Raw genomic sequence first — 24,678 nt, 5'->3', positions numbered from 1 at the left:
AGCGACCGACCAAGCCTAGTCAATGACCTTTGTGGGTCGAGGCGCGTTCAACAGCAATTCAGTTAACGAACTGAGCACTAGGTCGGGATGGCTATTCTCTATCGGCTCCCCATGGTTATAACCATAGGGCAGCGCCAGAGTAGTAAAGCCTGCCGCCTTTCCAGCCGCCATATCGTGACGTGAATCGCCGACCATCACACATTCAGTTGGCGGTATTTGGCAATAGTGCGCAGCGTGAAGCAGCGGCAATGGGTGGGGCTTCTTTTCGGCCAAAGAATCACCGCCGAGACATAGGGTAAAATAGTTCAGCAGCTCGAAGTGATTTAACAGCGGCTCAATGAAGCGTTCGGGCTTATTGGTAATCAGCACCAGGGTCAGACCTTGCTGGTACAGCGCCTCTAGGGCTTGCTTTACGCCAGGGTAGAGTGTTGTCAGGGCATTAGGTGCAGCGCCGTAGTGCCCCATAAACGCATCATAGGCGCGCTGTTGCAGGCTAGGTTCTGGCGGGGCTTGCAACGCCCAGGTCAGAGCTCGTTCCACTAATACCGGCGCGCCATTGCCCACCCAATCCCGCACCTTTGCCTCATTCGGCTCGGGTAAATCCAGCTCGCTTAACGTGCGTGCCACGGCGGCGGCAAGGTCGGGCACTGAATCGATCAGCGTTCCGTCCAAGTCGAAGGCAATTAGCCGTTTTCCCTGTAGCACTGGGTGTCGTTCTGAGTAGTGGCTTGGATGTATTTTCAATGCGCTCTGCCCCATTTTGATTTAAAAACCATTTTACCTGCTCCAAGCAAACGTTCGCATTAGTCAGACGCATCAGAACCTTCTATGCTGGGGCTAATTTAGTTAAGGAGGTAGTGATATGCCCACTCCCAGAATCGTGATTGTCGGCGCCGGTGCTGGCGGCTTAGCCCTTGCCACACGATTAGGCCGCACCTTGGGTAAGCGCAAACGCGCAGAAATTGTGCTGCTAGACCGCAATACCACCCACGTATGGAAACCGCTGCTCCACGAACTGGCCACCGGTGTACTGAACTCCAGCATGGACGAGGTGGATCTTCGCGGGCATTCATCGGCTCACTTCTACCGTTATCAGCGCGGTTCGCTAACCGGCATTAATCGCGAGCAACAGACGCTGCAATTAGCGCCGATTCATGATGAAGATGGGCAAGAGGTACTACCCGCCCGCGAGCTTGCCTATGACTATCTGGTCATGGCCATAGGCAGCGTTTCCAACGATTTCGGCACGCCCGGCGTGACAGAGCACTGCCACTTTATTGATTCACCCGAGCAGGCCAAGGCGTTCCAGCGCGATATGATCAACACCTTTCTGCGCTATACCGACCCCAACCTACGCCAACATACTCAGTTAACCATTGGTATCGTCGGCGGCGGTGCAACAGGGGTAGAGCTTGCGGCCGAATTATTTGACGCTTCGCGCATGCTCAATGCCTATGGGGTGACGTCCGTGGATCACCAGCAAATCAGCGTACACCTACTGGAAGCGGCGCCGCGCTTGCTTCCAGGGCTTTCTGAGCGGGTCAGCCAAACTGTCAAAACAGAGCTTGAGAGCATGGGCGTAACCGTCCATACCGATACCGCCGTTAAAGAAGCTCAGGCGCATCAGTTGATCACCGGTGACGATGAAGTGATCAAGACCGATATCAATGTGTGGGCAGCGGGTATCAAAGCGCCGCCGTTTTTGGCGGAGCTAGGCCTGACAACGAATAAGAAAAACCAAATTGAAGTAAAAAGCACCCTACAAAGCGTCGATGATGAGAAAATTTTTGCTCTAGGCGACTGCGCCAGTTGCCCGATGGGTGAAAGCGGCACGGTGCCTCCTCGCGCCCAGGCTGCTCACCAGCAGGCTAAGCTGCTCGCCAAAAACCTGGTCAATAAACTGGAAGGCAAACCGCTAGCCGATTTCCGCTATCGCGATCACGGCTCGCTGGTATCGCTGGCCCGCTACGATGCTGTGGGCAATTTAATGCGCAGCTCCGCCTCCCGCGGCCTGTTTTTAGAGGGCTGGCTGGCTCGCCAAGCCTATGCATCGCTCTACCGGATGCACCAACTCTCTATTCATGGGGCGCCGAAGACGGGGCTGGCCTGGCTGGTCGATAAGCTTAATCGTTACTTAAAACCGCGCATGAAATTGCACTAAACGACACTTATTTATTACTTGGCCAGCGCCGCTCGCATCTGCTTGATCACCGTGTCATAGCCGTGCGGGTCGCTGGCTTGGTGGGCGCTGAAAATGGCGGAACCTGCCACAAAGGTATCGGCGCCCGCTGCGGCGATCTCGGCGATGTTATCCACTTTCACCCCACCGTCGATTTCCAAGCGAATAGGCCGTCCTGACGCATCAATACGCGCCCGCGCTTCACGCAGCTTGTCCAGCGTGCCGGGAATAAAGGATTGCCCACCAAAGCCTGGGTTGACGCTCATCAGCAGCACCATATCGACTTTATCCATCACATAGTCGAGATAGGAGAGCGGCGTGGCCGGATTAAATACCAGGCCGGCTATGCAGCCACCATCACGGATCAACTGCAGCGAGCGATCAACGTGCTCAGACGCTTCCGGATGAAAGGTGATATAGCTGGCACCCGCCTCAATAAAGTCGTTGATCATGCGGTCTACCGGCTTAACCATTAGATGCACGTCGATGGGCGCCGTGACGCCATGGTTACGCAGCGCCTTACACACCATGGGCCCAATGGTCAGGTTGGGCACATAGTGATTATCCATGACGTCGAAATGCACCACATCCGCGCCTGCAGCCAGCACGTTATCCACCTCCTCACCCAGCCTGGCAAAGTCAGCCGATAAAATAGAGGGTGCAATCAAGAAATCCTGCGCAGCGGTCATATTCCATTCCTGCTTATCAATCAGTAGACGAAGGGTAGTCACTCGATATACCTGCGAATGTGCAGGCAAGAGAGCAAAGCCAGGCCGCTATCTTAGCAGAGCTGCTTAGCAGAACCACGTATCAGCTCTTTGCATGGCATCACACATATATTCTTAAATAGAATATAAAACATGATTGTAATTCCACATTGATAGATTTAATCTTGCCAATATTGCGACACTAAGCGCCTACTGTTTTTAAGGAGTTTCTCTATGGCACTGCCAACAATTTTCCGCCGCAGCCTGATTGCTATTGCGTTAGGCGTTACGGTAAGTGGAACCGCCGCCGCCCAAGAGCGGGAGCTACTTAACTCATCTTACGATATCGCTCGCGAGCTGTTTGCTGCGATCAACCCCGAGTTTCAAGCCTGGTGGCAGGAAGAACACGGTGAAGAGATTGCCATTAGCCAGTCTCACGGCGGCTCTTCCGCACAAGCCCGTGCCATCCTTCAGGGTTTACGTGCCGATGTGGTGACCTTTAACCAGGTGACCGACGTACAGGTACTCGCCGATGCTGGGCTGGTGGCCGAAGATTGGCAGGATGCCTTTGAGAACAATGCCTCCCCCTACTACTCCACCACTGCTTTCCTAGTGCGTAAAGGCAACCCTAAAGGAATTGAGAGCTGGGACGACTTAGTCAAAGAAGATGTACAGATGGTCTTCCCCAACCCGAAAACCTCGGGTAACGGTCGTTATACTTACTTAGCCGCCTGGGGCTTTGCCGAGAACGAGTTCGATGGCGATGAAGAGCAAATCGAAGAGTTCATGCGCACTTTCCTAGCCAATGTGGCGGTATTCGATACCGGCGGTCGTGGCGCAACCACCAGCTTTATCGAGCGTGAAATTGGCGATGTACTGATTAGTTTCGAGTCTGAAGTCAACAATATTCGCAAAGAGTATGGCAGTGACGACTACGAAGTAATCGTGCCACCCGTTAGCATTCTGGCAGAGTTCCCCGTTGCCGTTGTTGGTGAAAACGCAGAGCGCAACGGTAACAGCGATTTGGCCCAGAGCTATCTTGAGTACCTCTACACAGAAGAAACTCAACGCCTACTGGCAGGCTTCAACTACCGAGTGCATAACGAAGCCGTGGTCGAAGAGTTCGCCGACCAGTTCCCGGAAACCGAACTGCTTGAAGTAGATGAAGTGTTTGGTAGCTGGGATGAAGCCATGGAGACCCACTTTGAGGGTGGTGGCCTTCTCGACCAGTTACAGCGCCGCTAATATTCACTCATGAGCCAGCCTGAACTATGAGTCAACTTGCCTCCTGGCGAACCGGCAGCACCCGTGTGCTGCCGGGTTTTGGCCTTTCTATGGGTATCAGCGTGCTGTTTATCTCGCTGGTGCTACTACTCCCTATTACGGGCCTGTTCGGTCAGTTAGCGGAGCTTAGTTTTGCCCAATACTGGGCGATCATCACCGAAGGACGCGTGGTTGCCAGCTATATGGTCACCATTGGCGCGGCAGCCGTTGCAGCGATTATCAACGCCATATTTGGCTTATTGCTGGCGTGGGTGTTAGTTCGCTACGACTTTCCTGGCAAGCGCTTACTCGATGCCTTAATGGACCTCCCCTTCGCGCTACCCACCGCAGTGGCAGGCATTACGTTGGCAACCCTTTATGCCAGTAGCGGCTGGATGGGTGGATTGCTGGAGCCGCTAGGGTTTCAAGTCGCTTATACCTGGGTGGGCATCGCCCTGGCCATGGCCTTTACCAGCATCCCGTTTGTGGTGCGCACGGTGCAGCCGGTGCTGGAAGATATGCCAGTGGAAGTCGATGAAGCCGCTATGTCATTGGGTGCTACCGACGGCGTGGCCTTTCGCCGCGTGATCTTGCCGCATATCTGGCCTGCCTTGGTGACCGGCACGGGGCTGGCGTTTGTTCGTTCGCTAGGCGAGTTCGGAGCGATCATTTTTATCGCCGGTAATATGCCTTATGAAACGGAAATCACCGCGCTGATGATTTTCGTCAAGCTGCAAGAGTATGACTATGCAGGGGCCTCGGCGATTGCTTCAGTGGTGCTGTTTGTCTCCCTGGCGCTGCTACTGGCAATTAATATTTGGCAGGGCCGCTTTGTACGCCGTCTGCATGGAGGTAAGGGGTAATGCGTCGAATTGGTGATGCGCCGCTTATCCGGCGCCTGCTGATAGGTGCCGCTCTGGTGCTATCAGCACTGTTTTTACTGCTGCCGCTGGTGGCCATTTTTGCTCAGGCATTCTCCCAGGGCGTTATGGTTTTCTGGTCGAATGTCAGTAACACCTTCACCCTGCACGCGATTGGTCTGACGCTGATGATTGCGCTACTAACCATTCCCGTGTGCCTGGTATTTGGCGTTGCCCTGGCGTGGCTGGTCACGCGGTTCAGCTTTCCTGGGCGGCGCATTCTGCAAACGTTGATCGATATCCCCTTTGCGGTCTCTCCCGTTGTCGCGGGTCTGATTTACTTGCTGCTGTATGGCCGCAACGGCTGGATCGGCACTTGGCTGGACGGCCATGATATTCAGCTGATGTTTTCTTGGCCGGGCATCCTCATGGTGACTATCTTTGTTACCTGCCCCTTTGTGGCCCGGGAACTGATCCCGTTGATGCAGGCCCAAGGCTCCCGTGAAGAAGAAGCAGCCGTGACGCTTGGCGCTACCGGCTGGACGACCTTCCGTCGCGTCACACTGCCCAACATCCGCTGGGCACTGCTGTACGGCGTTATCCTTACCAACGCCCGTGCGGTGGGGGAATTTGGGGCTGTTTCAGTGGTTTCCGGCGCTATACGCGGCAAGACCAATACGCTACCACTGCACCTTGAGCAGCTTTATCAGGATTATAATGCCGTGGGGGCCTTTGCCTGCGCGGCGCTACTCGCCTTTATTGCCCTACTAACGCTCGCCGCCAAGGCCGGGCTGGAATGGCGCGCAGCGCGCCGGGAGGCATTTGCATGAGCATTCACTTACACAACATCGCTAAGCACTTCGGCATTACCCAGGCGTTAGAGCCGATCAACCTGGATATTCACGAAGGCGAGCTGGTCGGCCTGCTTGGCCCTTCGGGCTCGGGCAAAACGACGCTGCTGCGGATTATTGCCGGCTTGGAAAATGCCGACCGCACCGCACAACCCAGCAAGATTTTGTTTGGCGACCGCGACGTGACCAATGTACATGTGCGCGACCGGCAAATTGGCTTTGTTTTCCAGCACTACGCGCTGTTTCGCCATATGAGCGTCTACGACAACGTGGCCTTTGGCCTGACCGTGTTGTCGCGTAAACGCCGCCCCAGCAGCGGTGAGATTCGCGCCCGGGTGTTTAGGCTACTTGAAATGGTCAAGCTGGAGCACCTCGCCAACCGCTACCCTGCTCAGCTTTCCGGCGGCCAGCAGCAGCGAGTATCGCTAGCCCGCGCCTTGGCAGTGGAACCGGAAGTACTGCTGTTGGACGAGCCTTTTGGCGCACTTGATGCCAAAGTGCGCCAAGAGTTACGCCGCTGGCTGCGCCACCTGCATGACGAGTTCAATTTCACCAGCGTCTTTGTCACCCACGACCAGGAAGAGGCGCTGGAGCTTTCCGACCGCGTCGTAGTCATGAGTAACGGCCGTATTGAGCAAATTGATACTCCCGATGAGCTCTACCGGGAGCCCAAAAACCGCTTTGTGTTTGAGTTTTTAGGCGATGTAAACCATCTGGAAGGCAAAGTGACCAACGGCGTACTCACCTGTGGCGACGCCTATTGGCACGTGGATCTACCCGATGGCCATGAAGAGCTGCTGCTACGCCCCCATGAAGTGCGTCTAACCGAGCAACCCACCTCTGAGAGCCATCTACCGGTCACTATCACGGCGATCTCACCGGTGGGCGCAGAAGTGCGCGTGGAGCTAGAGGCGGATTGGCTCGCCCAGCCTTGGCTGGCTACCGTGCGCCATACTGACTTTGAGCACTTGGCGCTACGCCGCGGGCAACGCTTATTCGCCCACCCCCGCCACTGGCGACGCTTCCCCAAAGCAGAGTCGAAAGCGACGGAGCAAAGCCGCGTGGCATAACGCTGCGGAAGCGCTAGCTGCCCTAAATGGAGCAGCTAGCGTTGACGTTTCATCGCATTAGCTCAAAAACGCATTTGCCTAAAGGTCAGGCTCACCCGCGGCTCAACATCTTTCTTGGTTTTAGGCAGACTATGTAGCCAGTTTTGTTGTGTAGTACCTTTCATAATTAACAGACTGCCGTGCTCTAAATTAAGCGACACGCTCTCCCCTGTTGGCTTATGCTTAAACGAGAATTTCCTTGCGCCGCCTAGGCTCAACGCCCCGATTGATCCACTCTCAACAAGGTCTTTTTCGGCGTCACTGTGCCAGCTCATGCCTTCATCGCCTGAGCTATAAAAATTACCCAGACACGAATTAAACATCTCCCCGCAGTGGCGCTCCACCACCTGCTTAATCTCTCGTAAAAAATCAGGCCATACTAACGCCATCTTTGCATATCCTGAGTATGTATAGGAAACCGGCTTATCCGCATACCAGGCTATTTTCCTCTTTGTAACGATCTCTTTGCCGTAAATAAACGCACGATCATGCTCCCAGGTTAATTCGCTTAGGCACTTATCCAGATACATATCGGCGGTAACTGTATCCAAGACTTTACCGTGGTAGTAAACCTCACCATCCCTTGGAAGCAGATTAATCAACTTCATATCGTCGTTTTCAACCAGATCCATTTTCCCCCCTCTAATGCCCGAAGCCGCGGAAAGCGGCGCCAGCCGCCCCGTGGCACGAAGCCAACCCCGACGCCTCAAACCATAAGCCTTCACATTCCGGTTTAAAAACACGTAACAAGAGCAAGAAACGGGTTTTTTCGATGCTATCAAAAGCCAATACTGCATTGCCATGGAGTAAAAAACCAAGAAACACCCTGACCACTCCAGATAAAAAACTTAAAAAAGCCAACCATCACTTAGCGGCTTGAGGCTAAGAGAAAATCTTGGAAAGGGACATAAAATGAGAGCAATAGACTATATACGACTGCTGTCGCTAGCCGCTATCTGGGGAGCAAGCTTCCTTTTTATGAGAATCGCCTCACCGGCGATAGGCCCAATCAACACAGCATTTTTTAGAGTCTTTTTTGGCCTCATTGGTTTGGCTTTTATCATCGTTATCATACGTAAAAGCCTGGCGTTCAGAGGCAAACTAGACAAAATTTTGATTTTGGGTGCTATAAATTCAGGCATCCCATTTCTTATGTACAGCATAGCAGCAACACTACTACCTACTGGCTATTCAGCGATTCTAAATGCGACAACGCCTTTAACAGGTGCCATGATTGGCTTTTTTATCTTTAGCGAGAGTTTAACTATAAAAAAATGGCTGGGCGTAACGCTAGGAATTGTTGGCATCACTGTTATCACCACTGTGGGTGACTCAAGTATCGTTGGCAACATCTATATTGGCGTGGCTGCCTGCATGATAGCCACTATTGGTTACGGCTTTGCTGGCTTTCTTACCCGCAAGTGGATAACCCAACAGGGTGGCCTGGATTCAACGCTGGTTGCGTTTGGCAGTCAAATAGGCGCTACCGCTTTTCTCAGCCCTTTTTTGCTTTGGAATATTTCATCTGGCCCCAGTATCGACTGGCTTCAAGGTGATGTGTGGATCAGCCTGTTCGCAGTCGGCTTTTTATGCACCTCCCTCGCTTATATCCTTTATTTTAGATTGATTGCCGACATTGGGCCGTTACGGTCACTCACCGTTACATTCTTGGTGCCACCCTTCGCGGTGTTATGGGGCTTTTTAATCCTTGATGAAACAATTTCCAGCGGATTCTTACTTGGCTCTTTGATCGTTTTACTTTCCGTTTGGCTAATCGTGAGTCCCGATTCTCAAAAAAACAGCCTAACGGGCTAGCTTGTTTCACTGCTTTCGCATTCACAACGGTGTGCAAAGGCAATATACAGTGAGACATCGGAAGTGATTGAGCAAAGCCACATCGCCAGAACATACCGCCAACGCGCTACCCGCGTTATACTGGCGTTTTAGCCATAGCGGAGGAAGACCATGCTTCGGCGTCACTTTTTACGGATTTCGGGTGTACTGCTTGCCAGTGCATGGCTTGCTGGTTGCGCAAGCCCCCAATACTTACAGCTCAGCCCTGAACGCAGTACCCAGGTGCCGCAAGTTGGCTCAGGCCAGCAGGTGACTGTGATTGCCCAGGATGGACGCGAGAGCGACATTATTGGCAATCGAGCAGGTGGTGGTATGTCGACGGCGCACATTACCGTGAGCAGCCACGAGTTAATTCCCCGTCTCCAAGAAGAAGCTGAGCGCGCGGTACGCGATATGGGCTTTAGCCCCACCACCGAGCAGGCCGAAGGCCGCCCGAGCTTAACCCTGGAACTTGCCAGCCTGCACTACGCCCGTGGCGACAGCGGCCAGCCACTGGTAGATGAAGCACGTCTTGAAGGCGTTTTCCGCGCTATTGCTAAAAACAAGGGCACTACCTATACGGGCACCTACACCTCGCGCCGTACCCAGGGCTACGCCCTTAAGCCCGATGCCGACAGCAACGCACGGATGCTTAGCGACCTACTTAGCGATGGCATGAACCGCGCCTTTAGCGATCCAGAACTGGCCAATTTACTCGCACGCTAAGATTACCCTTTATAGAAACACCTCTGACTCGGGCTGCGCCTCTTTACTCCTAGAGCCGCGGCCCGCGTCGTTCAAGTGCCCATACGCTTTCCGTTCGGCCACGCTCATCGGGGCTGCCCTCTTCCAGAAACGTCAGTATGAAGTTGGGGGTGAACAGGCTTTCGATTTCGCTGTTGGGCACGCTATAAGGCGGCCCAGCACTGCCCTCAGGATGCGACAAACTAATCAGCAACCCCTTGGCACCAGGCGGCACCAACTGAGCAAGGTGAAACGCATAGCGCTGCCTTGTTGCAGGTGGCAACGCTATCAGCGAGGCGCGATCATAAAACGCCCCGATCTCGGCGGCTTGCTGGATATGCAGGTGAAAAAAGTCCCCGCACCATAGCTCCACGCTGCCTTGGCGGGAAATCGTAAAATCTGCCTGACGGTAGCGGGATACCGATGTGCTGCGCTGAGCCAAAAACTGCTCAATGGCTTCCGGGGCAAACTCAATTCCCAGAACGGGATAACCCTCGTCTGCCAACCAGCGCATATCAAGGCTTTTACCGCACAGCGGCACCAATACCTTGGTGCCTTTAGCAACGCCGAGCGACGCCCAATGACGCAGCAACGCCGGGTGTGCCTGCTGCAGGTGAAAGCCTATACGCCCTTCTTGCCAGCGCTTGCGCCATTGATCGCTCATTATTTGGCCACCGTGAAGTCGATTGCACTAGCGAAGAGGAGGCTTATCGCGCCGTTAAAACCAGCGGTCACGCTTTTTACGCCGCCTCGGTAGGTGCGGCACAATCAGTCCCACCAACAAGCCTGCGCCAGCCACACCGCCGCCATACATGAAGTAACGCATCAGCAGGTCTTCCTCCTGGGTTTCCAGCCGCGCTTGAAGCGCCCTAACTTGCCGGCGGGACTGCTCCGCTTGCGCATCCAGCTCTTGGTTGCTGGCCTCAAGCTCGGCAATGCGACTCTCACGCAACTCTAGAGTCTCAGTCATTGAGGCCGTACGCTGTTCCCAGGTTTCATTGATGCCCTCAAGCTCGGCGGTGAGTTCCTCTACCTGGGCTTCTAACGCAGGTAGCTGTTCAACCGCACTGGGTGTTTCTTGAAGCTCATTGCTCAACACCCAGACCGCATTGCCATCACTGTTGCGCACTCGGGTGTAGTCACCGCTGGTTTCCAGCACCTCTACCTGCTCGCCTGCGTTGAGCGTGCCAATAATGCGGTAACCATCAGTTGGGCCGCTGCGCACATAGGTGCTCAGTTCATCGGTCACCCAGGCTTGGTTAGCAGATTGGGCAGTGGCATTGAGGCTGGTAACACTGAGTAAAATGCCAGCCGCAGCGGCGTAATTTCGATAACGAGTTCTATTTACTAGCATGACATCATGTCCTGATTAAAAACGCTGCAAGGCGGACGAAGCCAACAGCGCTTATCGCCTAACTTAGCGGTGCGCTTGTCTCATACGCTTACCCTTCTCCGCGCGGGGGCAACGGAAAGGGACGGGGGAACTCCGCTACCCGAGTATCGGTTTTGACCGCTTTCAATGGTCCTTCGCGCTCTACTTCATCAATGCGCACAATCGCATTTAACGGTAGGTAGCTACGCTTGACGCCATCGAAGGTTCGTTGCAATTTTTCAGTTGCAGGGTCAACCACTACCCGTGAAGCATCGTCAAAGACAAACTCCTCGACTTCAATAAAGCCCCAGAGTTCGCTTTGAAAGATTTCTCGGACGTATAAATCCCAAATTTCACCCTGCTGGTGGACCACCACACGGTAGATCGGCTTGGCCGCCATCTTGGCCTAATCCTCTTGCCATTCGTACATTAAAAGTTGAACCGCCTAGCTTACCATATTCCCATCGCCGCGCCTTTAGGCTTAACCCTTAGCAAGCTTAGTGTTAATACGACGGACAAAGCGCTCATTAGCCGGGCATGCGCCTCTCATGTATGGTAGCTAGCGTGGTTTAGCAATAATATTTTTTCACCAAGTAGGAGTCATCAACATGCAGAAGGATCCAAATAAGGGCTATATCGCTCTGTTAGGCTGGAGCCTCAATGCGATTGAAGCGGCCGAAAATTTTGACCGTCGCTACATTGTCGTTGCACCTGATTGGGCGGAAGAGTATTGCCAAAAACACGACATTCCCTACGTGCCTTGGAATTTCGAGCGACTCAATGACCGCTCGATGGAAATTGCCGAGACGCTTAAAGAGAAAGGCGTCGATGTCGCCATTCCGCTCTACGAAGAGACCGTTGAATGGGCCGGGGCCATCAACTCTGTGCTACTGGATAACCCGCGCCTTTACGGTCAGTCGTTGCTGCTACGCGATAAAGCGTTGATGAAGCGTCGCGCCCAACTCGGCGGCATCCGTGTGGGTATTTTTGAAGAAGCCCACGATAAAGAAGATGTCGTGCGCTTCCTAAAGCGCGTTAACCAGACACTGCTTAAGCTGGACGGCGACCCCAACGACCCGATTCACCTTAAAGCGTTTGATAAAGCAGGCTGTCTTGGTCATCGCGTTATTCGTACCCCAGATGAAGTCGATACCATCCCGGAAGAAGAGTTCCCGGTACTGATGGAATCGCACCTGGATGGCTGGGAATTTGCCGTTGAAGCATGGGTTCACGATGGCAAAATCGCTTTCTTGAACATCTCAGAGTACGTGACGCTGGGTTACTCAGTGTTTGTGCCCGCATCGCCTGAACTTGAGATTTACCGCGAGCAGATCACCCAACAGATCGAGAAGTTAATTAAAGCGTTCGACATTGAGTTTGGCTTGATCCATCCGGAATACTTTGTCACCAGCGATGGTGAGATGTACTTTGGCGAAGTAGCTTACCGTCCGCCCGGCTTCAAGGTATTCGAGCTGCTAGAGCGTGTTTACGGCTTCAATGCTTACCAGGCTTCCATGCTGGTGTTCGACCCGAAAACCACGAAAGAAGAAGTGGCCACGTTCTTTCCGAAAGAAGTGGTCGATGCCGATGGCTTTGCCGGTTGCTTTGGCGTTTACCCCCGCCGTCGTGTGGTCAGCCGCTTGGAAATTCCCGAAGAGACCGAAGATCACCCCTACTTCGAGTCTCATGAGCTAACCTCACCAGTAGAAGAAACCGTTACTAAACGCACCGCGTTTGGTACCCATTGGGGTCTGGTCTACTTCAAAGGCGAGGATGCGCATACGATTCGCGATCTGCTAAAACGCCAAGAAGACCTCGACTTCTATGTATAATCCCCGCTAACGCTGGGATAAGGAGTCACCGTGGAGACAGATCAAGTGACGTCTTCTCAAGAAGATAGCAAGCTCAATGGATTGTTGAGCAAATTTGATGACGCCGTTCGCCTGCTTACCCAGGCGCCCGCCTTCTCAAAACCCGCCAAGCTGCCGCGTGTGATGGACACTGCGCGTCGAGTACTGCTTCAGGACGGCGGTTGTGCAGCACTGGAGACCCGCGCGCAAGCGTTTGAGGACTCCGGTGTATTTTTGGGCTCCGATTGGGAAACACCCCAATATTTGGTGCCGACTCTGACAACCTTCTCGCTGAAAAGCGCGGATGCCAATGTTGTCGTCATTGAGGCGCTAAGCGAGCTTCGGCTCCTAGCTGTGGCTAAAGGCAATTTTGAGCATCCACTGGTGTCCGCAGAGCATGCTCACCATTACCTGACTCAGGTAATGGCGATCAATTTGTGGCTACTGTTTTTACCGCCCAGCGAAGCGGAGCGGGAAACCCAGGGGCGCCTGGCCACTATTCCCCGCCAGCTTTTCCAGCATTTAGCCGAGCGCATCGGCTACGAGCACATTGTTGATCGCCTGATCGATGAGATTTGGCGCATTTTAAAACAGCGCCCTATTCAGGTTGATTCGATCAAACAGATGATCACCCAAATTGCGCTGTGTCAGGCCAACCCGGAAATTGATCTTAGCGCCAGCGGCCAGGGCGCCGACCGCCTGGTGAGTTCGCTTTATGGCCCAACTCAAGCCTGTCGTGAAGACCCTGGGGTCGACGTTTACCGTGATCGGTTAGAACGTATGGATCAGGCTGCTTTGCAGGCTGAATCCACCGGTTTCGCCCGGGCGATGCACGACACCGGCCTGGTATCGCCATATCACGCCGTATTACTGCGTCATCTACTCGAAGAGGGGGATCACTTACTCTCCGAAGCACTGGGCCTTTCATCTACCGGCCGCGACTGCCTGCTCTGCTACCGCGAGCTTGTTCAAGCGCTAATTCGTGGCGGCGTTTACCCTGCTACCGCTCAAGCGGTTTACGGCCTGGCGCTGATGCTTGAACGCGGCATTCTCTATCAGCCGCCGGTAGCACCGGCAATGTGGCGTCAGCTTAATCTACCGCTATCAGAGTGGGCACAGTCGCGACTCTCCATGGCCTATGGCGACACTGTTTCTCCCCGGGCACGCTTGATTGAGGGCGTGCTCTGCATGCTGGGATTACCGCTAGGCGTTGGTCAGGGCAACAACCCTACCTGCCAGTCGGCACGGGCACTCTCCATGTGGGCCTATAACGACCCAGATTACCTGCTGCAGATGGTGGCCTGGGCGGCCCGGGATGACGAAATCATTATGCATTTTGAAGGACAAGCCATTTCATCAATGGCGAGTCTCTCAGGTGTGGCGACCCAGTTACCCATCGATCTCGACCCGGTTTCGCTGATTGTCGTGCCGCACTTGGATCGAATTTATGCCGAAATGGGCCGGCGCTGCATTGGCCGTGAAGGTGACCCTCACCGCTGGGTGAATCCTGAATTTCACGGCTGGTGGTCTGGCCGCGGCTTTCGCATCAATGTCGACGTTGCCACCGGTCAACTAAGCGATGTGGACGACTTTATACGCCACTTCTTCGCTTACTATCACCCTTATTACAATGGCAACCAGCCGCTGATTCACCCTCAGCCAGCGGGCATTGCGGTCACCGATAGCGCGGCGCGTTTTATCGGCTGGCACGCGATTACTATTTTGCGGGCCTCTCTCGACCCCTCTGATGTTATGCGGATTTACTTCTATAATCCCAACAATGATAGCGGGCAGGATTGGGGCGATGGCGTCATTGTGAGTACATCGGGCAATGGTGAACGTTTTGGCGAAGCCTCGCTGCCTTTTGAGCGCTTTGCATCGCGGCTGTATATTTACCACTATGATCCCCTGGAGCGCGTTGACATCGCCGACGTCACCAGCGAAGAGGTGGAAAATGTCAGACACTTCCTGCATCGGAGCTGGGGAGCCTCGCGCCTTCCACCTACCGAGCTACAGGCGGATCAAGGCTCTAACTCAACCCTCCCCCATTCACCGCTACCCGAAACGCCTCGCGACGAAGGGTAACAAGTACGCTTAGCGACACTTTCAATCACTATGATGCGACTCGATCAATTGTTGGTCATCCAGGGGCTGGCCAACTCGCGTACCCGCGCCCAAAGGCTTATTCGGCACGGGCGGATACGGCTTGCCGAGAACGGTAAGCCGTTAACCAAAGCATCCGAAAAATGGCCCGACGATACCCGGTTTGAAGTAGAGGACGATCCCGAAGAGCGCTATGTGTCCCGAGCAGGGTTGAAATTAGAGGCGGTGCTCACAGCGCTTGAGCTGCGTTTTGATGACGCTGTTGTGCTCGACATTGGTCAATCAACCGGCGGCTTCAGCGACTGTGCGCTGCACTTTGGCGCCCACCATGTGATTGGTGTAGAGGTTGGCCACGGACAGCTTGCACCTGAGTTGCGCAGCGACCCACGCGTCACCTGTCTAGAGGGGATAAATGCGCGCTCGATGAGTAGTAGCGAAGCCCTCAATAGCGCGCTTGCTGCTTTCCCCATTGATAGCGCCATCATGGATGTGTCGTTTATATCGCAAACGCTGATTCTGCCCGAGATTGCTGCCCTGCTGCCAGCGGGCGGTCAGTTGATTTCGCTGGTGAAACCGCAGTTTGAGCTAAGCCCTGGCGCCCTGGATAAACGTGGCGTGGTACGCGACGCTAAACGCTTTGCAGAAGTGGAGGCCAACATTCGTCGCAGTTGCGACGCCTGCGGACTTACCATTCAACATTGGCAGGAGAGCCCGATCACCGGTGGCGACGGCAACCGAGAATTTCTCCTGCATGCAGTAAAAGAGCCTTAAAAAAGAGAGCTTAAAGTGCATTACGTAGACGCAGGGGGCAACTGATTCGCCGACTGCACTTTAACCTCCTCGCCTTGCTCAGGGTGTAGCCACACATCCATCTGCTCAAACGCCACGCGTATACCCGCTTCGCGAAACAGCGCATCTATACGGCAGTTGATTTCATCGGCAGCAAACAGCCGGTCGAGCAGATCATTGACGAAAATACGCAGTTCAAAATTGAGGCTGTGCTGTCCATAGCTTAAACAGAAAACCTGAGGTTCTGGGTCGGTTAGCACGCGGGGGTTTTCGTCCGCCACCTTACGTAATAGCTGGTGCACCTTGGCCATATCGGAGCCGTGGGCCACACCGTAGGTGAGCACAACACGGGTGATATTATCCGACAATGACCAGTTGATCAGTTGGTCAGTCACAAAGGTTTTATTGGGGATAATAATCTCTTTACGGTCGAAATCGGTGACAGTGGTCGCACGGATACGGATACGGCTGACGGTGCCGTGCAAATTTCCCAGGGTAATCGTATCGCCAATCCTAATCGGGCGCTCAAACAGGATGATCAAGCCCGATATAAAGTTGGCAAAAATTTCCTGCAAGCCAAACCCCAACCCCACACTCAAGGCGGCCACCAGCCACTGCAGCTTGTCCCAGGAAACGCCCAGGGTCGACAGCCCCATGACAACCCCCGTACCCACAATGGTGTAGGAGAGCAGCGAGCTAATGGCATAGGCGCTGCCCTGTTTCAATGACAGCCGGGATAGCACCATCACTTCTAACAGGCCGGGTAGATTGCCTGCCATGATAAAGGTAATAGCGACAATCAGCAGTGCAGCAAAGACGTCGGATATCGATAGAGCGTTATCGACCAGATCCCCTTCTTGCGCCTCCCACAATGACACGTTGTCCAAATAGCCGAGCACCGAGAGCAAGTCTGACCAGACCAAATAAAGCAGCGCACTGAAGCCGATCAAGACAATCAACTTGGAAAGCCGCAGCGACTGGCTATTGATCTGCTCCATATCCAGCGGCGGCTCTTCCACGACTTCGAGACCACCTTCCGCCCCTTCCTGCACCTGAGCACGACGGCGCGCCAGAGCACGGCGATAGGCAAGCCGCCTTGCAGCCACCGCAAGGCTTCTTACCAAGGTCGCCTCCACCACAACCCATAACCCCAGCAAGTAAAGCGTGATCGCGAATCGCCCCACTAGGTGCAACGCGGTGTATTCGTAGCCCCAAACTACCAATCCCAACAGCATCAGCGGCACCGAGGCCATCGCAAGCCCCAGCAGCAAGCGAAACAGGCGCACGCCAAAAATAGGGATATGCGCCAGTATCAACTGCGCCAGCCACCAGCTCATCGCCAACAACCCAAGCGACAGCAACCCCAACGCAACGGGACGCAGTGCCAGCGGGGTTTCCATCTCTCCAGACATCGCCGCAATGGCTATGACAGGCACCAAGGAAATGCCTAACCCACCTAACAGCTGGCGTAACCGAGCGTTGTAGTGCGCAGACCAGGTAAAGTGGCGCTCGGCCACGCCATCGGCGACCAATAGCCTGCGGCCCCAGGCGACCACCGCCCAACTTAACGCCAACTGAAGCAGCGCAGGGGCAACGCTATTAGCCAATGGCCCAGTTGCTCCCAAGAGCCCAACCCCCACCCCGGCCAAGGCCAGCGGGCCGGAGAGCGCTAGCAGCGCATTCAGCAGCACCGCTTTGGGGGTATGCAGCTGGGTATCGCTTTTTAACCGACCAATCTGCGAGTGCAGTTTGTCCAATCGGGCTTTAATCTGGCGTCGTGACCCGATTAATACCAGGCTTAATACCATCAGGGGCGCCCCTCTGAGCACCTCCCAAGAGAGCCCTTTCCAGCGAGTGGGTAAAATGGCTCGCCACTCCCCTTCCTGCCACTCCAGCTGGAGGTTGCGGGGCAATTGACGCAGCCAATTGATATCTAAAGGGCGACTATTAGCAACCCAAAACAGCTGCTCATCAATGGTTTTACGCAGCTCACTGGTCGTTGTGACCAGCTGCTGCTGGTTGAGCTGAAGCTCAATCGCCGCACTTAATAAGCTGCCGTAAGACTGTTCCAACTGCTCGACCAGCTCACGGCGGGATTGATAAAGCTGCGAAAGGGAATCGATCAGTCCCGGCGTCGCCTCTATGCCCTCCTCGGACAGCCGCGTAGCAGCATACTGTTCGCTTTGGCGTAGCTGATCGCGCTGGCGGACTAAATCAAACTGCTTTAAGCGCAAGTCGGCAATTTCGTCCTGCAAATCCCGGGGCGCAGACAACGGAGGCAGCGACTTGCGCTGTTCGCGCAGAATTCGCGACAGCAGTTGACTGCCGCGAATAGCCTCGATTTGCTCATTAAGGCTACGCTGTAGCTGACGCACGTTCTCCAACTGCCGCTGGGCTTCAATATTGTCACGCACAACAGTATTAGCACGGTCGGTTGCCCGTAGCAGCTCCAGGCTTAGGGTCTGGTTGGTTTGCTGCGCTTGCACCACCACCGGATGTCCCGCGGCGATCAGCGGGTTATCCCTGGCAGCGTCGGCAATGGCTTGTTCAGAGGCCAACCGACGCTGCCGATCAATCACCCCTTGTAACATCGTTAGCTGCTGCTCTTGATAATCGACCTGCAGCATCAGCACATCGCGCCGCTCCTGAGCTAATTCGCGCAGGCGGCTGTTAGCGCTTAGCTCGCGCTGATAAAAGCTTACTTCGCGTTCGGCCAGCGCCCGTTCAAGGCGTAATTGGATCAGTTGCGCATCGCTAAGGGCAGAAAGTTGACGATCCGCCAGCAAAGCCTCGCGCTCATCGTGCTGTCGGCGTAAACTTTCCGCGCGCTGAAGGGTTTCCGCAATGGATTGCTGGGCCCGCTCAGGGAGTGTTTGAGCGGCTAACAGTTGCGAGTTCACTTCCGCCAATTGGCTTTGCAACTGCTGCAGCTCGACCACGGCGTTAGTTTGCAACGTTTCCAGCTCGTCGAGGGGGCGGTCGCTCAAGTCGGCAACCGTTAGCTGCTGCGAAGCTTCTTCCGCTTCGCTCAACTCGCGCTGCAGGCGTGCTAACATTTCAGGGGCTTGTTCTACCCGGGTATCTAGCGCGGCAAGACGCTCGTCAACAGAAGCCAGCCGCTCATAAGCTTCGAGGGCCGCTTCCAGGGCCTCTTTATCGTTGGCCTGCTGGGCGGTCAAGGGTTCTTCAAGGGCTTCTAACTGAGCAAGCCTTGATGCCAATTCAGCCTGCTCGGGCACCCGCTCCAGCATATTGGTCTGAAGCGCAGCGTAGGCTGGATTAATAGCGACACTGCTCATGACAAGCAGCAGCAACAAACAGGTTATACTCCACTTACAGGTGCATCTCACCACGTTACGTATCAACACGTTACTTAGAGCCTCGCTGACATCAAATGCTCCGCAGAGACGGAGAATGAGGTTATTGTCAGGCGTTCTGATGGTCAGCGCAATCAGAGGTGTTGACTTCCACAGGCGGCGTGATAGAAACAAGCTTGGCGTTTACTTATTCCTTCATTTTGCGAGTCACCTTGATGGTCACCCGAAAATTGCCGTTGACGAAACTTATTGTTCTGCTGAGCCTTGCTACGTTTAGTGTGAATGCCGTTGCCGAGTCTCAGCAAGAGATTGAGGCGCGTATCCGTGCCCTCAATGCTGAACTGTATGATCTGCATCAACAGTTGCAGCAGATAGAAAACCCCGAAGACGCCGCGCTAGACATACCGTTTGAACAGTTGCCTGAAGAGGCTGCAAGGGAAGATTTAAGCGATCGCCGTGAACTTGAGCAGGAATCAACCCGGAATCCGTTTTCAATCACCACCCACCGCACCAACTATCTGTTCCCTGTTAGTTACAATGCTAACCAAAATCGTGAAAGTTTCCGCACGGTGGCTAACGGCACCCCCGCAGATCGCGTGGAGTTAAAATTCCAGTTCAGTGCCAAGGTTAATCTGGCTGAACAGGTATTCGGTAACTACGGCGACGTCTACTTTGGCTACACCCAGCGCAGTTGGTGGCAGGCTTATAATACCGACGCCTCATCACCCTTTAGGGAAACCAACTACGAGCCGGAAGTGTTTATCGACTTTGACAATGCCTGGGAAGCGCTTGGCTGGGTGAATACCCGCAACCGAGTATCTCTCAATCACCAGTCTAATGGTCGCTCAGATCCTCTCTCGCGCAGTTGGAACCGGGTATACCTTGAAAGCACCTTCCAGCGCGGCGACTGGGCGTTCACCCTGGCACCCCACTGGCGGGTACCGGAATCCTCAGAGGATGACGACAACCCGGATATCGAACGCTACATGGGATACGGCGATATTCGCCTCGCCAAGCGTCTCAATAATAACCATGAAGTGAGCGGTCAGTTACGCGGCAATCCCAGCGCTGGCAATATCGGCACCCAGATTGATTACAGCTGGCCCGCTTTCAACAGCTTGCGAGCGCATGTACAGTACTACTACGGATATGGTGAAAGCATGATCGATTATGATCATCGCGTGCACCGCTTGAGCCTTGGGTTTAGTTTAAATCCCTTATTTAGTGCGACAGGGCTGAACCGATAGACGCATTTGCTTGTCTGTTACTAGCTGGCTGCTATGCTTGTAGTCAGCAGCAAAAATACAGTAACTAATAGTTAGTAGCCCAATCATTCACTCGTCAAAGGAAGACTCCATGGCTAAACGTCAACCCACCTACTCTACTCAAGCCGATCAACTCAAAGATGATCTGCGCCACTTGAGTGAAACCGTTGAAGAGCTGGTCAATGCGACCGCTAAAGATGCCAGCGGAGAGATGAACGATCTACGTACTCGCGCCGAACGTCGTTTGAAAGACACTCGTGCACGTCTTGAAGCTCGTGGCGAGCGTATTTATGACGAAACCCGCGACTCGCTGACTCATCAGGCCGATGCGTGTGATCGCTACGTCCATGAAAACCCCTGGACGAGTATTGGCATTGGTGCCGCAGTAGGTATGGTTGTGGGTATGCTGCTCGGTCGTCGCTAATGGCTTTGGGCCCCACCCAACGCGTCTTCTCTGCCGCCAAACGCTTGCTGAAATCGCTGATTGCGAATAGCGAAACCCGCCTGCGTTTGGCGGTGTTTGAGTTAGAAGAGGAGCGTGCTCGCTTACTGGTTCTACTTCTTCTGGCAGGAGCTAGCTTACTGCTGCTCTTGTTGGGTATTGCCACTTTGACGGCACTGGTAGTGGTTATATTCTGGGATACCTATCGCTTAACCGCCATTGCCATCAGTGCAGGTGTGCTGATCGGCGCCAGTTTGCTACTCGCGGTTATTGCGATTCGCCAGTCCAAGCAACACTCTCTGTTAAAAGAAACACTCAAACAGCTTGCTGCTGATCGAGCACTGCTTGAGGAGCCAAGTGATGAAACCATCCGCAGACACCGCTAAGCCACCAACCAAACCGCTCAGCCGCGCTGAACGCAAAGCGCTTTTGTTAGCCGAGCTAGAGCAGCAGCGCGTGGATATTTTGGTCGATAGCGAATTTTTACAGCAAGCCGCCTCACCACTGGATAGAAACTGGCAAAGCTTCAAGCTGCCGCTTTACGCCATTGGCGGCTTTGCTGCATTCAAGCTGATGCGCCACCCAGGTGGAGCAATGGCGGCAGGCAGAAAAGTCCTTGCGGGCTATATGCTACTCAAAAAACTTAAATTATTAGCCAAAGTGGCTAGTTAATTTGGACGACTGTGCGGCTCGCTGACTGTACCTTAGAAGCCAGCGAGCGGAGATTAGCCAAACATCGTTTAAGGCGGCCACTCAGTGAAAAATTCTGGCCTGTCGGCCAACTTAATTTGATCACTTTCGTTAAATAGCTCGCTATTCGCTTATACCCGACACATTTGGCCCGAAAGCTGAGCTTCTTGTGTGATTATCGGTATTTAGCGACTAACTGCTGAAAGATGCCGAAACATCAGGCGCCTGAGCACGCTTAACCAGAACTGCTGGTGCGGTCTCTTTGAGCCCCAAAGCCAGGACTCCAGCAATCACACAAATAGCGCTCATTAACCACAACGGTGCGGATTGGCCAACACTATCTGCCGCAGCGCCTGCTAGCGCCGGTAGAACCCCACCTCCCAATATCTCACCAATACCCATTACAAAACCCAGGGCTGTTGCAATATGGCGCGAATCGACGGTTTCAGAGGGAACGGTGGCCATAAAAAGCGGAAAGATGCCGTTCAATGCCCAACCAAAGAAAAACAACACTGCCAGAATAATAGCCGAGCCATCAAAATACATGGCGCTTAAGGTGAGGATGAGCCCCATAAATGGGGTAATTACCATTACTGGCTTACGACCAATTTTGTCAGAGATACCGCTGACGACGAAGCTTCCGACCGCTGCCGAGATGCCTAAAGTTCCCATCAGCCACCCCATGGTTTCAGCAGAATAACCACGTACACTGGTTAGGTAAATTGGCATGAAAGACCAGCAAGTTACTAAGTATCCAATCAATAACACCGCAATAAGCGAACATAGCAGCATATTTCGATGAGCGAAGACCTCTTTGAGACTTGGGCGCTGACAGGACTGATTCACACCCGTTGCGATAGGTACTGAAGATGCTGTCGGTTCACGCATTAACCACCAGAGGAGTCCAGCGGCTAGAAGACCTGGAAGCCCTGCAAGGAAAAACGCCTCTCGCCAGCCAAAAGCAGAAGCAACAGCCACAAGGACAACCGGCGCAGCAAAAGAACCCAATAAATTTGACCCGAAGTTCTGCATGACCCCCATAGCAATGCCCCGCCTTTCAGGAGTAACTTCTATTGCCGTTACTGATTGCGATATAGGCAGGATAGGGCCTTCTGCAACACCCATAAGCAATCTAGCACCGAGAAGCAATAAGAATGAGGTGGCAAGACCTGATAAAAAAGAGCAGAGAGAGAACACAATCGTCGCCATGATCAAAAATATCTTTCTTCGGCCACTTCGATCAGACATTGCACCAAATATTAAACCAGATATTGCCCAGGTGACTGATAACGCAGAGGCTGTTAGGCCTATCTGTAGGTTTGTCAAGGCCAACTCTGGCTGAACAAATGGCATCAGGAAGTTAAGTGCATTCCTGTCAAAAAATACAATGCCAAAGTTAAGGCTCAATAGAGTAACTAAAAGGATTTGATAACGAGTGTTATTGGGCGTGTTAGGCAGGGTAGCTGTATTATTGTTAGTCATGGCTTATTAACACCTTGCATTGATGGGTGCGCTTTTTTAACGCTTCAAATGCGGTTGGCACATTGTTAAGTGGCACGGTCTCGGTGATTAAATGGCGAGGCTCTACAACGCCAGAATCGAGAATATCCAACGCACTTTCGTATTCACGTCGTGAGAAGAAAACGGCAGTTTGAAGGCGTATTTCCTTTGATAAAGCACTAAAGGGTATAAAGCTGTCAGGCTTAGTGCATAAACCAAGAAGCAGAATCGTACCGTGCGTGCGAACCTGCTCAATGGCTTGCGCAATGAGACCAGGAACGCCCGCACACTCGAATACTATGTCTGCTGAACCTCCAAGTGACCGCTCTGCAGCTTTAATGGGTTGATATGGATCACAAACAAAACCGGTCGCCCCCATGTCATAGGCACGTTGTTCTTGGTATCGGGTAATATCCTGTATGACAACCGTCTGAGCGCCAAAGCGGCGCGCCCAAAAAGCGACAGCTAACCCGATAGGCCCAGCACCAAGGATGAGGACACGGTCACCAGGTTTCATGCCGGATAGCTGGAGACCATGGAGAGCAACGGCTAAAGGCTCTACAATTGCACCGTCGTCCATGCTTGCATTGAGAGGAAGAGGTACGCACTGGCGCGCAGCGGTGACGGCATATTCACCATATCCCCCTCCCTCCAACGCCATATCTAGACACCAAGCAGGATTCCCAGAACGGCATGCAGCGCAATAACCGCAACTTCGGAAAGGTATAACGGATACAAGATCTCCTATAGATACATCACTGACTTTTCGACCTAAAGCGACTATCTCGCCTGCATATTCGTGACCCAGCACATCGCCAGGACAAATGCCGAAAATGGGATCCTCAGTCATATGGAGATCGGAGCCACAAATTCCACATCGTTTCACCTGGATGACAACCTCATCGTCTCCTGGTGTAGGGTCTGGAAGTTCGCAAACATCTAAAGGCTGGTGTAACCTCTGAAAGACGGCAGCACGCATCAGCCCACCCTCCCAAGAGAAGTGCCTCCGTCAATAACCAATTGAGCACCGGTCATATAGGAAGAGGCGTCAGAGGCTAGGTATAGCGCCAGTGCCTTGATCTGTTCAGGATCAGCGATTTCCCCTAGAGGTACCTTGGCGTTCCAGGCCTGGCGAACTGCTTCGTCTTTCAACCAGCCACCACCAATGTTGGTTACGAAACCGCCGGGCGCGATAGTGTTGACCCGGATCCGGAACTCTGCCAACTCTAAGGCAACTTGACGTACTAAATGGGACACTCCCGCTTTTGCAGGCATGTAAGCAAGCCCGACCACAGGCTCTGTAATAAAGGCAGCATTGGAGGACGTGACAACAATTGATCCTCGACGCCGTGGCTTCATGTATTTAGCTGCCACTCGCAGAGTATTAAAGACCCCCGTCAGATTAATAGAAATTGTTCTATCCCAGCGGGCTGGATCTAAAACGTCAATCTGACCATCTCTATTTCGCCCTCCTGAAGGGTTCCAAAACCCTGCCCCAGGATCGATCCCCGCATTAGCAAAAACAATATCCAAGTTGCCAAACTGGCGGACATGTTCTTCGAAGGCTCGACTGGTCTGCATTCGATCAGCGACATCTAGCTGGACAGCATGAACCTTGCAGCCTTCGTCACGGAGTCTTTGTGCCTCACATTCGGCTGCGTCGATGTTTATATCCGCTAGTGTCACGTTAGCTCCGTTTTCTGCCAACGCTTCGGCATAGGCAAGTCCTAAACCTGAGGCTCCCCCCGTGATCAGGGCTGAACGCCCTTCTACGCTGAATTGCTCTAATACACGCATATCCCAC

24 protein-coding genes are annotated in these 24,678 nt (G+C 53.6%); 14 read left to right on the top strand and 10 right to left on the bottom strand.

Features of this window, described 5'->3' with window-relative positions:
* Positions 1 to 15: 15 nt before the first annotated feature.
* The gene (locus ACW17M_RS20765; protein WP_009287986.1) at positions 16 to 759 is read right to left on the bottom strand and encodes a phosphoglycolate phosphatase; all 744 of its coding nucleotides are present in this window, start codon (positions 757 to 759) and stop codon (positions 16 to 18) included.
* A gap of 103 nt (positions 760 to 862) precedes the next feature.
* Between ACW17M_RS20765 and ACW17M_RS20760 the strand changes: the two genes are divergently transcribed.
* On the top strand, positions 863 to 2,161 hold the full coding sequence (locus ACW17M_RS20760; protein ID WP_041159136.1) for an NAD(P)/FAD-dependent oxidoreductase: 1,299 nt from the start codon (positions 863 to 865) through the stop codon (positions 2,159 to 2,161).
* A gap of 14 nt (positions 2,162 to 2,175) precedes the next feature.
* Here ACW17M_RS20760 and rpe read toward each other — a convergent pair whose 3' ends face one another.
* Positions 2,176 to 2,868, bottom strand: coding sequence for a ribulose-phosphate 3-epimerase (gene rpe / locus ACW17M_RS20755; RefSeq protein WP_457548054.1), 693 nt, complete (start codon positions 2,866 to 2,868; stop codon positions 2,176 to 2,178).
* 252 nt (positions 2,869 to 3,120) lie between these two features.
* Between rpe and cysP the strand changes: the two genes are divergently transcribed.
* Genes cysP through ACW17M_RS20735 form a run of 4 tightly spaced genes read left to right on the top strand, consistent with a single transcriptional unit; the run spans position 3,121 to position 6,930 of the window.
* Positions 3,121 to 4,131, top strand: coding sequence for a thiosulfate ABC transporter substrate-binding protein CysP (gene cysP, locus ACW17M_RS20750; RefSeq protein ID WP_009287983.1), 1,011 nt, complete (start codon positions 3,121 to 3,123; stop codon positions 4,129 to 4,131).
* A gap of 26 nt (positions 4,132 to 4,157) precedes the next feature.
* A complete protein-coding gene (gene cysT / locus ACW17M_RS20745) occupies positions 4,158 to 5,012 on the top strand; it encodes a sulfate ABC transporter permease subunit CysT (protein WP_457548029.1) in 855 nt (284 codons plus the stop codon).
* Positions 5,012 to 5,839, top strand: coding sequence for a sulfate ABC transporter permease subunit CysW (gene cysW, locus ACW17M_RS20740; protein ID WP_009287981.1), 828 nt, complete (start codon positions 5,012 to 5,014; stop codon positions 5,837 to 5,839). Before cysT ends, cysW begins: the two co-directional genes overlap by 1 nt.
* Entirely contained in the window at positions 5,836 to 6,930 is a 1,095-nt protein-coding gene (locus ACW17M_RS20735; RefSeq protein ID WP_457548028.1) for a sulfate/molybdate ABC transporter ATP-binding protein, read from the top strand. The genes cysW and ACW17M_RS20735 overlap by 4 nt, the downstream gene beginning before the upstream one ends.
* Positions 6,931 to 6,992: 62 nt before the next feature.
* Here ACW17M_RS20735 and ACW17M_RS20730 read toward each other — a convergent pair whose 3' ends face one another.
* Positions 6,993 to 7,601, bottom strand: a complete 609-nt coding sequence (locus ACW17M_RS20730) for an alpha-ketoglutarate-dependent dioxygenase AlkB family protein (protein WP_457548027.1) — start codon at positions 7,599 to 7,601, stop codon at positions 6,993 to 6,995.
* 280 nt (positions 7,602 to 7,881) lie between these two features.
* Between ACW17M_RS20730 and ACW17M_RS20725 the strand changes: the two genes are divergently transcribed.
* Positions 7,882 to 8,784 (top strand): DMT family transporter, encoded by a 903-nt coding sequence (locus ACW17M_RS20725; RefSeq protein WP_400672864.1) that lies wholly within the window; start codon positions 7,882 to 7,884, stop codon positions 8,782 to 8,784.
* Between the two features lie 150 nt (positions 8,785 to 8,934).
* Complete coding sequence (locus ACW17M_RS20720; RefSeq protein WP_027958420.1) at positions 8,935 to 9,528, top strand: YajG family lipoprotein; 594 nt, start codon at positions 8,935 to 8,937, stop codon at positions 9,526 to 9,528.
* Between the two features lie 49 nt (positions 9,529 to 9,577).
* On the opposite strand, the gene ACW17M_RS20715 is transcribed toward ACW17M_RS20720, so the two are convergent.
* The 3 genes from ACW17M_RS20715 to ACW17M_RS20705 all read right to left on the bottom strand — a co-directional run bounded on the left by ACW17M_RS20715 (position 9,578) and on the right by ACW17M_RS20705 (position 11,318).
* Positions 9,578 to 10,210 (bottom strand): class I SAM-dependent methyltransferase, encoded by a 633-nt coding sequence (locus ACW17M_RS20715; RefSeq protein ID WP_141440886.1) that lies wholly within the window; start codon positions 10,208 to 10,210, stop codon positions 9,578 to 9,580.
* A gap of 54 nt (positions 10,211 to 10,264) precedes the next feature.
* Positions 10,265 to 10,900, bottom strand: a complete 636-nt coding sequence (locus ACW17M_RS20710; protein ID WP_009287976.1) for a TIGR04211 family SH3 domain-containing protein — start codon at positions 10,898 to 10,900, stop codon at positions 10,265 to 10,267.
* Positions 10,901 to 10,988: 88 nt separating this feature from the next.
* Complete coding sequence (locus ACW17M_RS20705) at positions 10,989 to 11,318, bottom strand: DUF1820 family protein (RefSeq protein ID WP_022522794.1); 330 nt, start codon at positions 11,316 to 11,318, stop codon at positions 10,989 to 10,991.
* A gap of 208 nt (positions 11,319 to 11,526) precedes the next feature.
* On the opposite strand from ACW17M_RS20705, the gene ACW17M_RS20700 reads away from it, so the two are divergent.
* The 3 genes from ACW17M_RS20700 to ACW17M_RS20690 are packed head-to-tail and all read left to right on the top strand — an operon-like array spanning position 11,527 to position 15,642.
* Entirely contained in the window at positions 11,527 to 12,750 is a 1,224-nt protein-coding gene (locus ACW17M_RS20700) for an ATP-grasp domain-containing protein (RefSeq protein ID WP_009287975.1), read from the top strand.
* Between the two features lie 30 nt (positions 12,751 to 12,780).
* Entirely contained in the window at positions 12,781 to 14,853 is a 2,073-nt protein-coding gene (locus ACW17M_RS20695; protein ID WP_457548026.1) for a hypothetical protein, read from the top strand.
* A gap of 30 nt (positions 14,854 to 14,883) precedes the next feature.
* A complete protein-coding gene (locus ACW17M_RS20690; RefSeq protein WP_022522792.1) occupies positions 14,884 to 15,642 on the top strand; it encodes a TlyA family RNA methyltransferase in 759 nt (252 codons plus the stop codon).
* Positions 15,643 to 15,662: 20 nt separating this feature from the next.
* On the opposite strand, the gene mscK is transcribed toward ACW17M_RS20690, so the two are convergent.
* Complete coding sequence (gene mscK / locus ACW17M_RS20685; RefSeq protein WP_457548025.1) at positions 15,663 to 18,977, bottom strand: mechanosensitive channel MscK; 3,315 nt, start codon at positions 18,975 to 18,977, stop codon at positions 15,663 to 15,665.
* 215 nt (positions 18,978 to 19,192) lie between these two features.
* Here mscK and ACW17M_RS20680 point away from each other — a divergent pair, with 215 nt between their 5' ends.
* The 4 genes from ACW17M_RS20680 to ACW17M_RS20665 all read left to right on the top strand — a co-directional run bounded on the left by ACW17M_RS20680 (position 19,193) and on the right by ACW17M_RS20665 (position 21,356).
* Positions 19,193 to 20,224 (top strand): phospholipase A, encoded by a 1,032-nt coding sequence (locus ACW17M_RS20680; RefSeq protein WP_022522790.1) that lies wholly within the window; start codon positions 19,193 to 19,195, stop codon positions 20,222 to 20,224.
* Between the two features lie 109 nt (positions 20,225 to 20,333).
* Positions 20,334 to 20,666 (top strand): DUF883 family protein, encoded by a 333-nt coding sequence (locus ACW17M_RS20675; RefSeq protein ID WP_022522789.1) that lies wholly within the window; start codon positions 20,334 to 20,336, stop codon positions 20,664 to 20,666.
* On the top strand, positions 20,666 to 21,070 hold the full coding sequence (locus ACW17M_RS20670) for a phage holin family protein (protein ID WP_022522788.1): 405 nt from the start codon (positions 20,666 to 20,668) through the stop codon (positions 21,068 to 21,070). Before ACW17M_RS20675 ends, ACW17M_RS20670 begins: the two co-directional genes overlap by 1 nt.
* Positions 21,045 to 21,356: a YqjK-like family protein gene (locus ACW17M_RS20665; protein ID WP_022522787.1), complete on the top strand. Its 312-nt coding sequence runs from the start codon at positions 21,045 to 21,047 to the stop codon at positions 21,354 to 21,356. Before ACW17M_RS20670 ends, ACW17M_RS20665 begins: the two co-directional genes overlap by 26 nt.
* A 210-nt stretch (positions 21,357 to 21,566) precedes the next feature.
* On the opposite strand, the gene ACW17M_RS20660 is transcribed toward ACW17M_RS20665, so the two are convergent.
* Genes ACW17M_RS20660 through ACW17M_RS20650 form a run of 3 tightly spaced genes read right to left on the bottom strand, consistent with a single transcriptional unit; the run spans position 21,567 to position 24,671 of the window.
* Positions 21,567 to 22,856, bottom strand: coding sequence for an MFS transporter (locus ACW17M_RS20660; protein WP_022522786.1), 1,290 nt, complete (start codon positions 22,854 to 22,856; stop codon positions 21,567 to 21,569).
* Positions 22,849 to 23,853 (bottom strand): alcohol dehydrogenase catalytic domain-containing protein, encoded by a 1,005-nt coding sequence (locus ACW17M_RS20655; RefSeq protein ID WP_457548024.1) that lies wholly within the window; start codon positions 23,851 to 23,853, stop codon positions 22,849 to 22,851. The genes ACW17M_RS20660 and ACW17M_RS20655 overlap by 8 nt, the downstream gene beginning before the upstream one ends.
* On the bottom strand, positions 23,853 to 24,671 hold the full coding sequence (locus tag ACW17M_RS20650) for an SDR family NAD(P)-dependent oxidoreductase (protein WP_027958417.1): 819 nt from the start codon (positions 24,669 to 24,671) through the stop codon (positions 23,853 to 23,855). The genes ACW17M_RS20655 and ACW17M_RS20650 overlap by 1 nt, the downstream gene beginning before the upstream one ends.
* Positions 24,672 to 24,678 lie beyond the last annotated feature (7 nt).

It is taken from the genome of Vreelandella sp. 2A-K22 (assembly GCF_054065485.1).
Note: the sequence above shows the minus strand (reverse complement) of the source record. Positions and strands in the feature narration are given on the sequence as shown.

What these genes read in the sequence shown, in the direction of transcription:
- ACW17M_RS20765 (WP_009287986.1), bottom strand. Translation starts at nt 759, where the DNA reads ATGGGGCAGAGCGCATTGAAAATACATCCAAGCCACTACTCAGAACGA.
- ACW17M_RS20760 (WP_041159136.1), top strand. Translation starts at nt 863, where the DNA reads ATGCCCACTCCCAGAATCGTGATTGTCGGCGCCGGTGCTGGCGGCTTA.
- rpe (WP_457548054.1), bottom strand. Translation starts at nt 2,868, where the DNA reads ATGACCGCTGCGCAGGATTTCTTGATTGCACCCTCTATTTTATCGGCT.
- cysP (WP_009287983.1), top strand. Translation starts at nt 3,121, where the DNA reads ATGGCACTGCCAACAATTTTCCGCCGCAGCCTGATTGCTATTGCGTTA.
- cysT (WP_457548029.1), top strand. Translation starts at nt 4,158, where the DNA reads ATGAGTCAACTTGCCTCCTGGCGAACCGGCAGCACCCGTGTGCTGCCG.
- cysW (WP_009287981.1), top strand. Translation starts at nt 5,012, where the DNA reads ATGCGTCGAATTGGTGATGCGCCGCTTATCCGGCGCCTGCTGATAGGT.
- ACW17M_RS20735 (WP_457548028.1), top strand. Translation starts at nt 5,836, where the DNA reads ATGAGCATTCACTTACACAACATCGCTAAGCACTTCGGCATTACCCAG.
- ACW17M_RS20730 (WP_457548027.1), bottom strand. Translation starts at nt 7,601, where the DNA reads ATGGATCTGGTTGAAAACGACGATATGAAGTTGATTAATCTGCTTCCA.
- ACW17M_RS20725 (WP_400672864.1), top strand. Translation starts at nt 7,882, where the DNA reads ATGAGAGCAATAGACTATATACGACTGCTGTCGCTAGCCGCTATCTGG.
- ACW17M_RS20720 (WP_027958420.1), top strand. Translation starts at nt 8,935, where the DNA reads ATGCTTCGGCGTCACTTTTTACGGATTTCGGGTGTACTGCTTGCCAGT.
- ACW17M_RS20715 (WP_141440886.1), bottom strand. Translation starts at nt 10,210, where the DNA reads ATGAGCGATCAATGGCGCAAGCGCTGGCAAGAAGGGCGTATAGGCTTT.
- ACW17M_RS20710 (WP_009287976.1), bottom strand. Translation starts at nt 10,900, where the DNA reads ATGCTAGTAAATAGAACTCGTTATCGAAATTACGCCGCTGCGGCTGGC.
- ACW17M_RS20705 (WP_022522794.1), bottom strand. Translation starts at nt 11,318, where the DNA reads ATGGCGGCCAAGCCGATCTACCGTGTGGTGGTCCACCAGCAGGGTGAA.
- ACW17M_RS20700 (WP_009287975.1), top strand. Translation starts at nt 11,527, where the DNA reads ATGCAGAAGGATCCAAATAAGGGCTATATCGCTCTGTTAGGCTGGAGC.
- ACW17M_RS20690 (WP_022522792.1), top strand. Translation starts at nt 14,884, where the DNA reads ATGATGCGACTCGATCAATTGTTGGTCATCCAGGGGCTGGCCAACTCG.
- ACW17M_RS20680 (WP_022522790.1), top strand. Translation starts at nt 19,193, where the DNA reads ATGGTCACCCGAAAATTGCCGTTGACGAAACTTATTGTTCTGCTGAGC.
- ACW17M_RS20675 (WP_022522789.1), top strand. Translation starts at nt 20,334, where the DNA reads ATGGCTAAACGTCAACCCACCTACTCTACTCAAGCCGATCAACTCAAA.
- ACW17M_RS20670 (WP_022522788.1), top strand. Translation starts at nt 20,666, where the DNA reads ATGGCTTTGGGCCCCACCCAACGCGTCTTCTCTGCCGCCAAACGCTTG.
- ACW17M_RS20665 (WP_022522787.1), top strand. Translation starts at nt 21,045, where the DNA reads ATGAAACCATCCGCAGACACCGCTAAGCCACCAACCAAACCGCTCAGC.
- ACW17M_RS20660 (WP_022522786.1), bottom strand. Translation starts at nt 22,856, where the DNA reads ATGACTAACAATAATACAGCTACCCTGCCTAACACGCCCAATAACACT.
- ACW17M_RS20655 (WP_457548024.1), bottom strand. Translation starts at nt 23,853, where the DNA reads ATGCGTGCTGCCGTCTTTCAGAGGTTACACCAGCCTTTAGATGTTTGC.
- ACW17M_RS20650 (WP_027958417.1), bottom strand. Translation starts at nt 24,671, where the DNA reads ATGCGTGTATTAGAGCAATTCAGCGTAGAAGGGCGTTCAGCCCTGATC.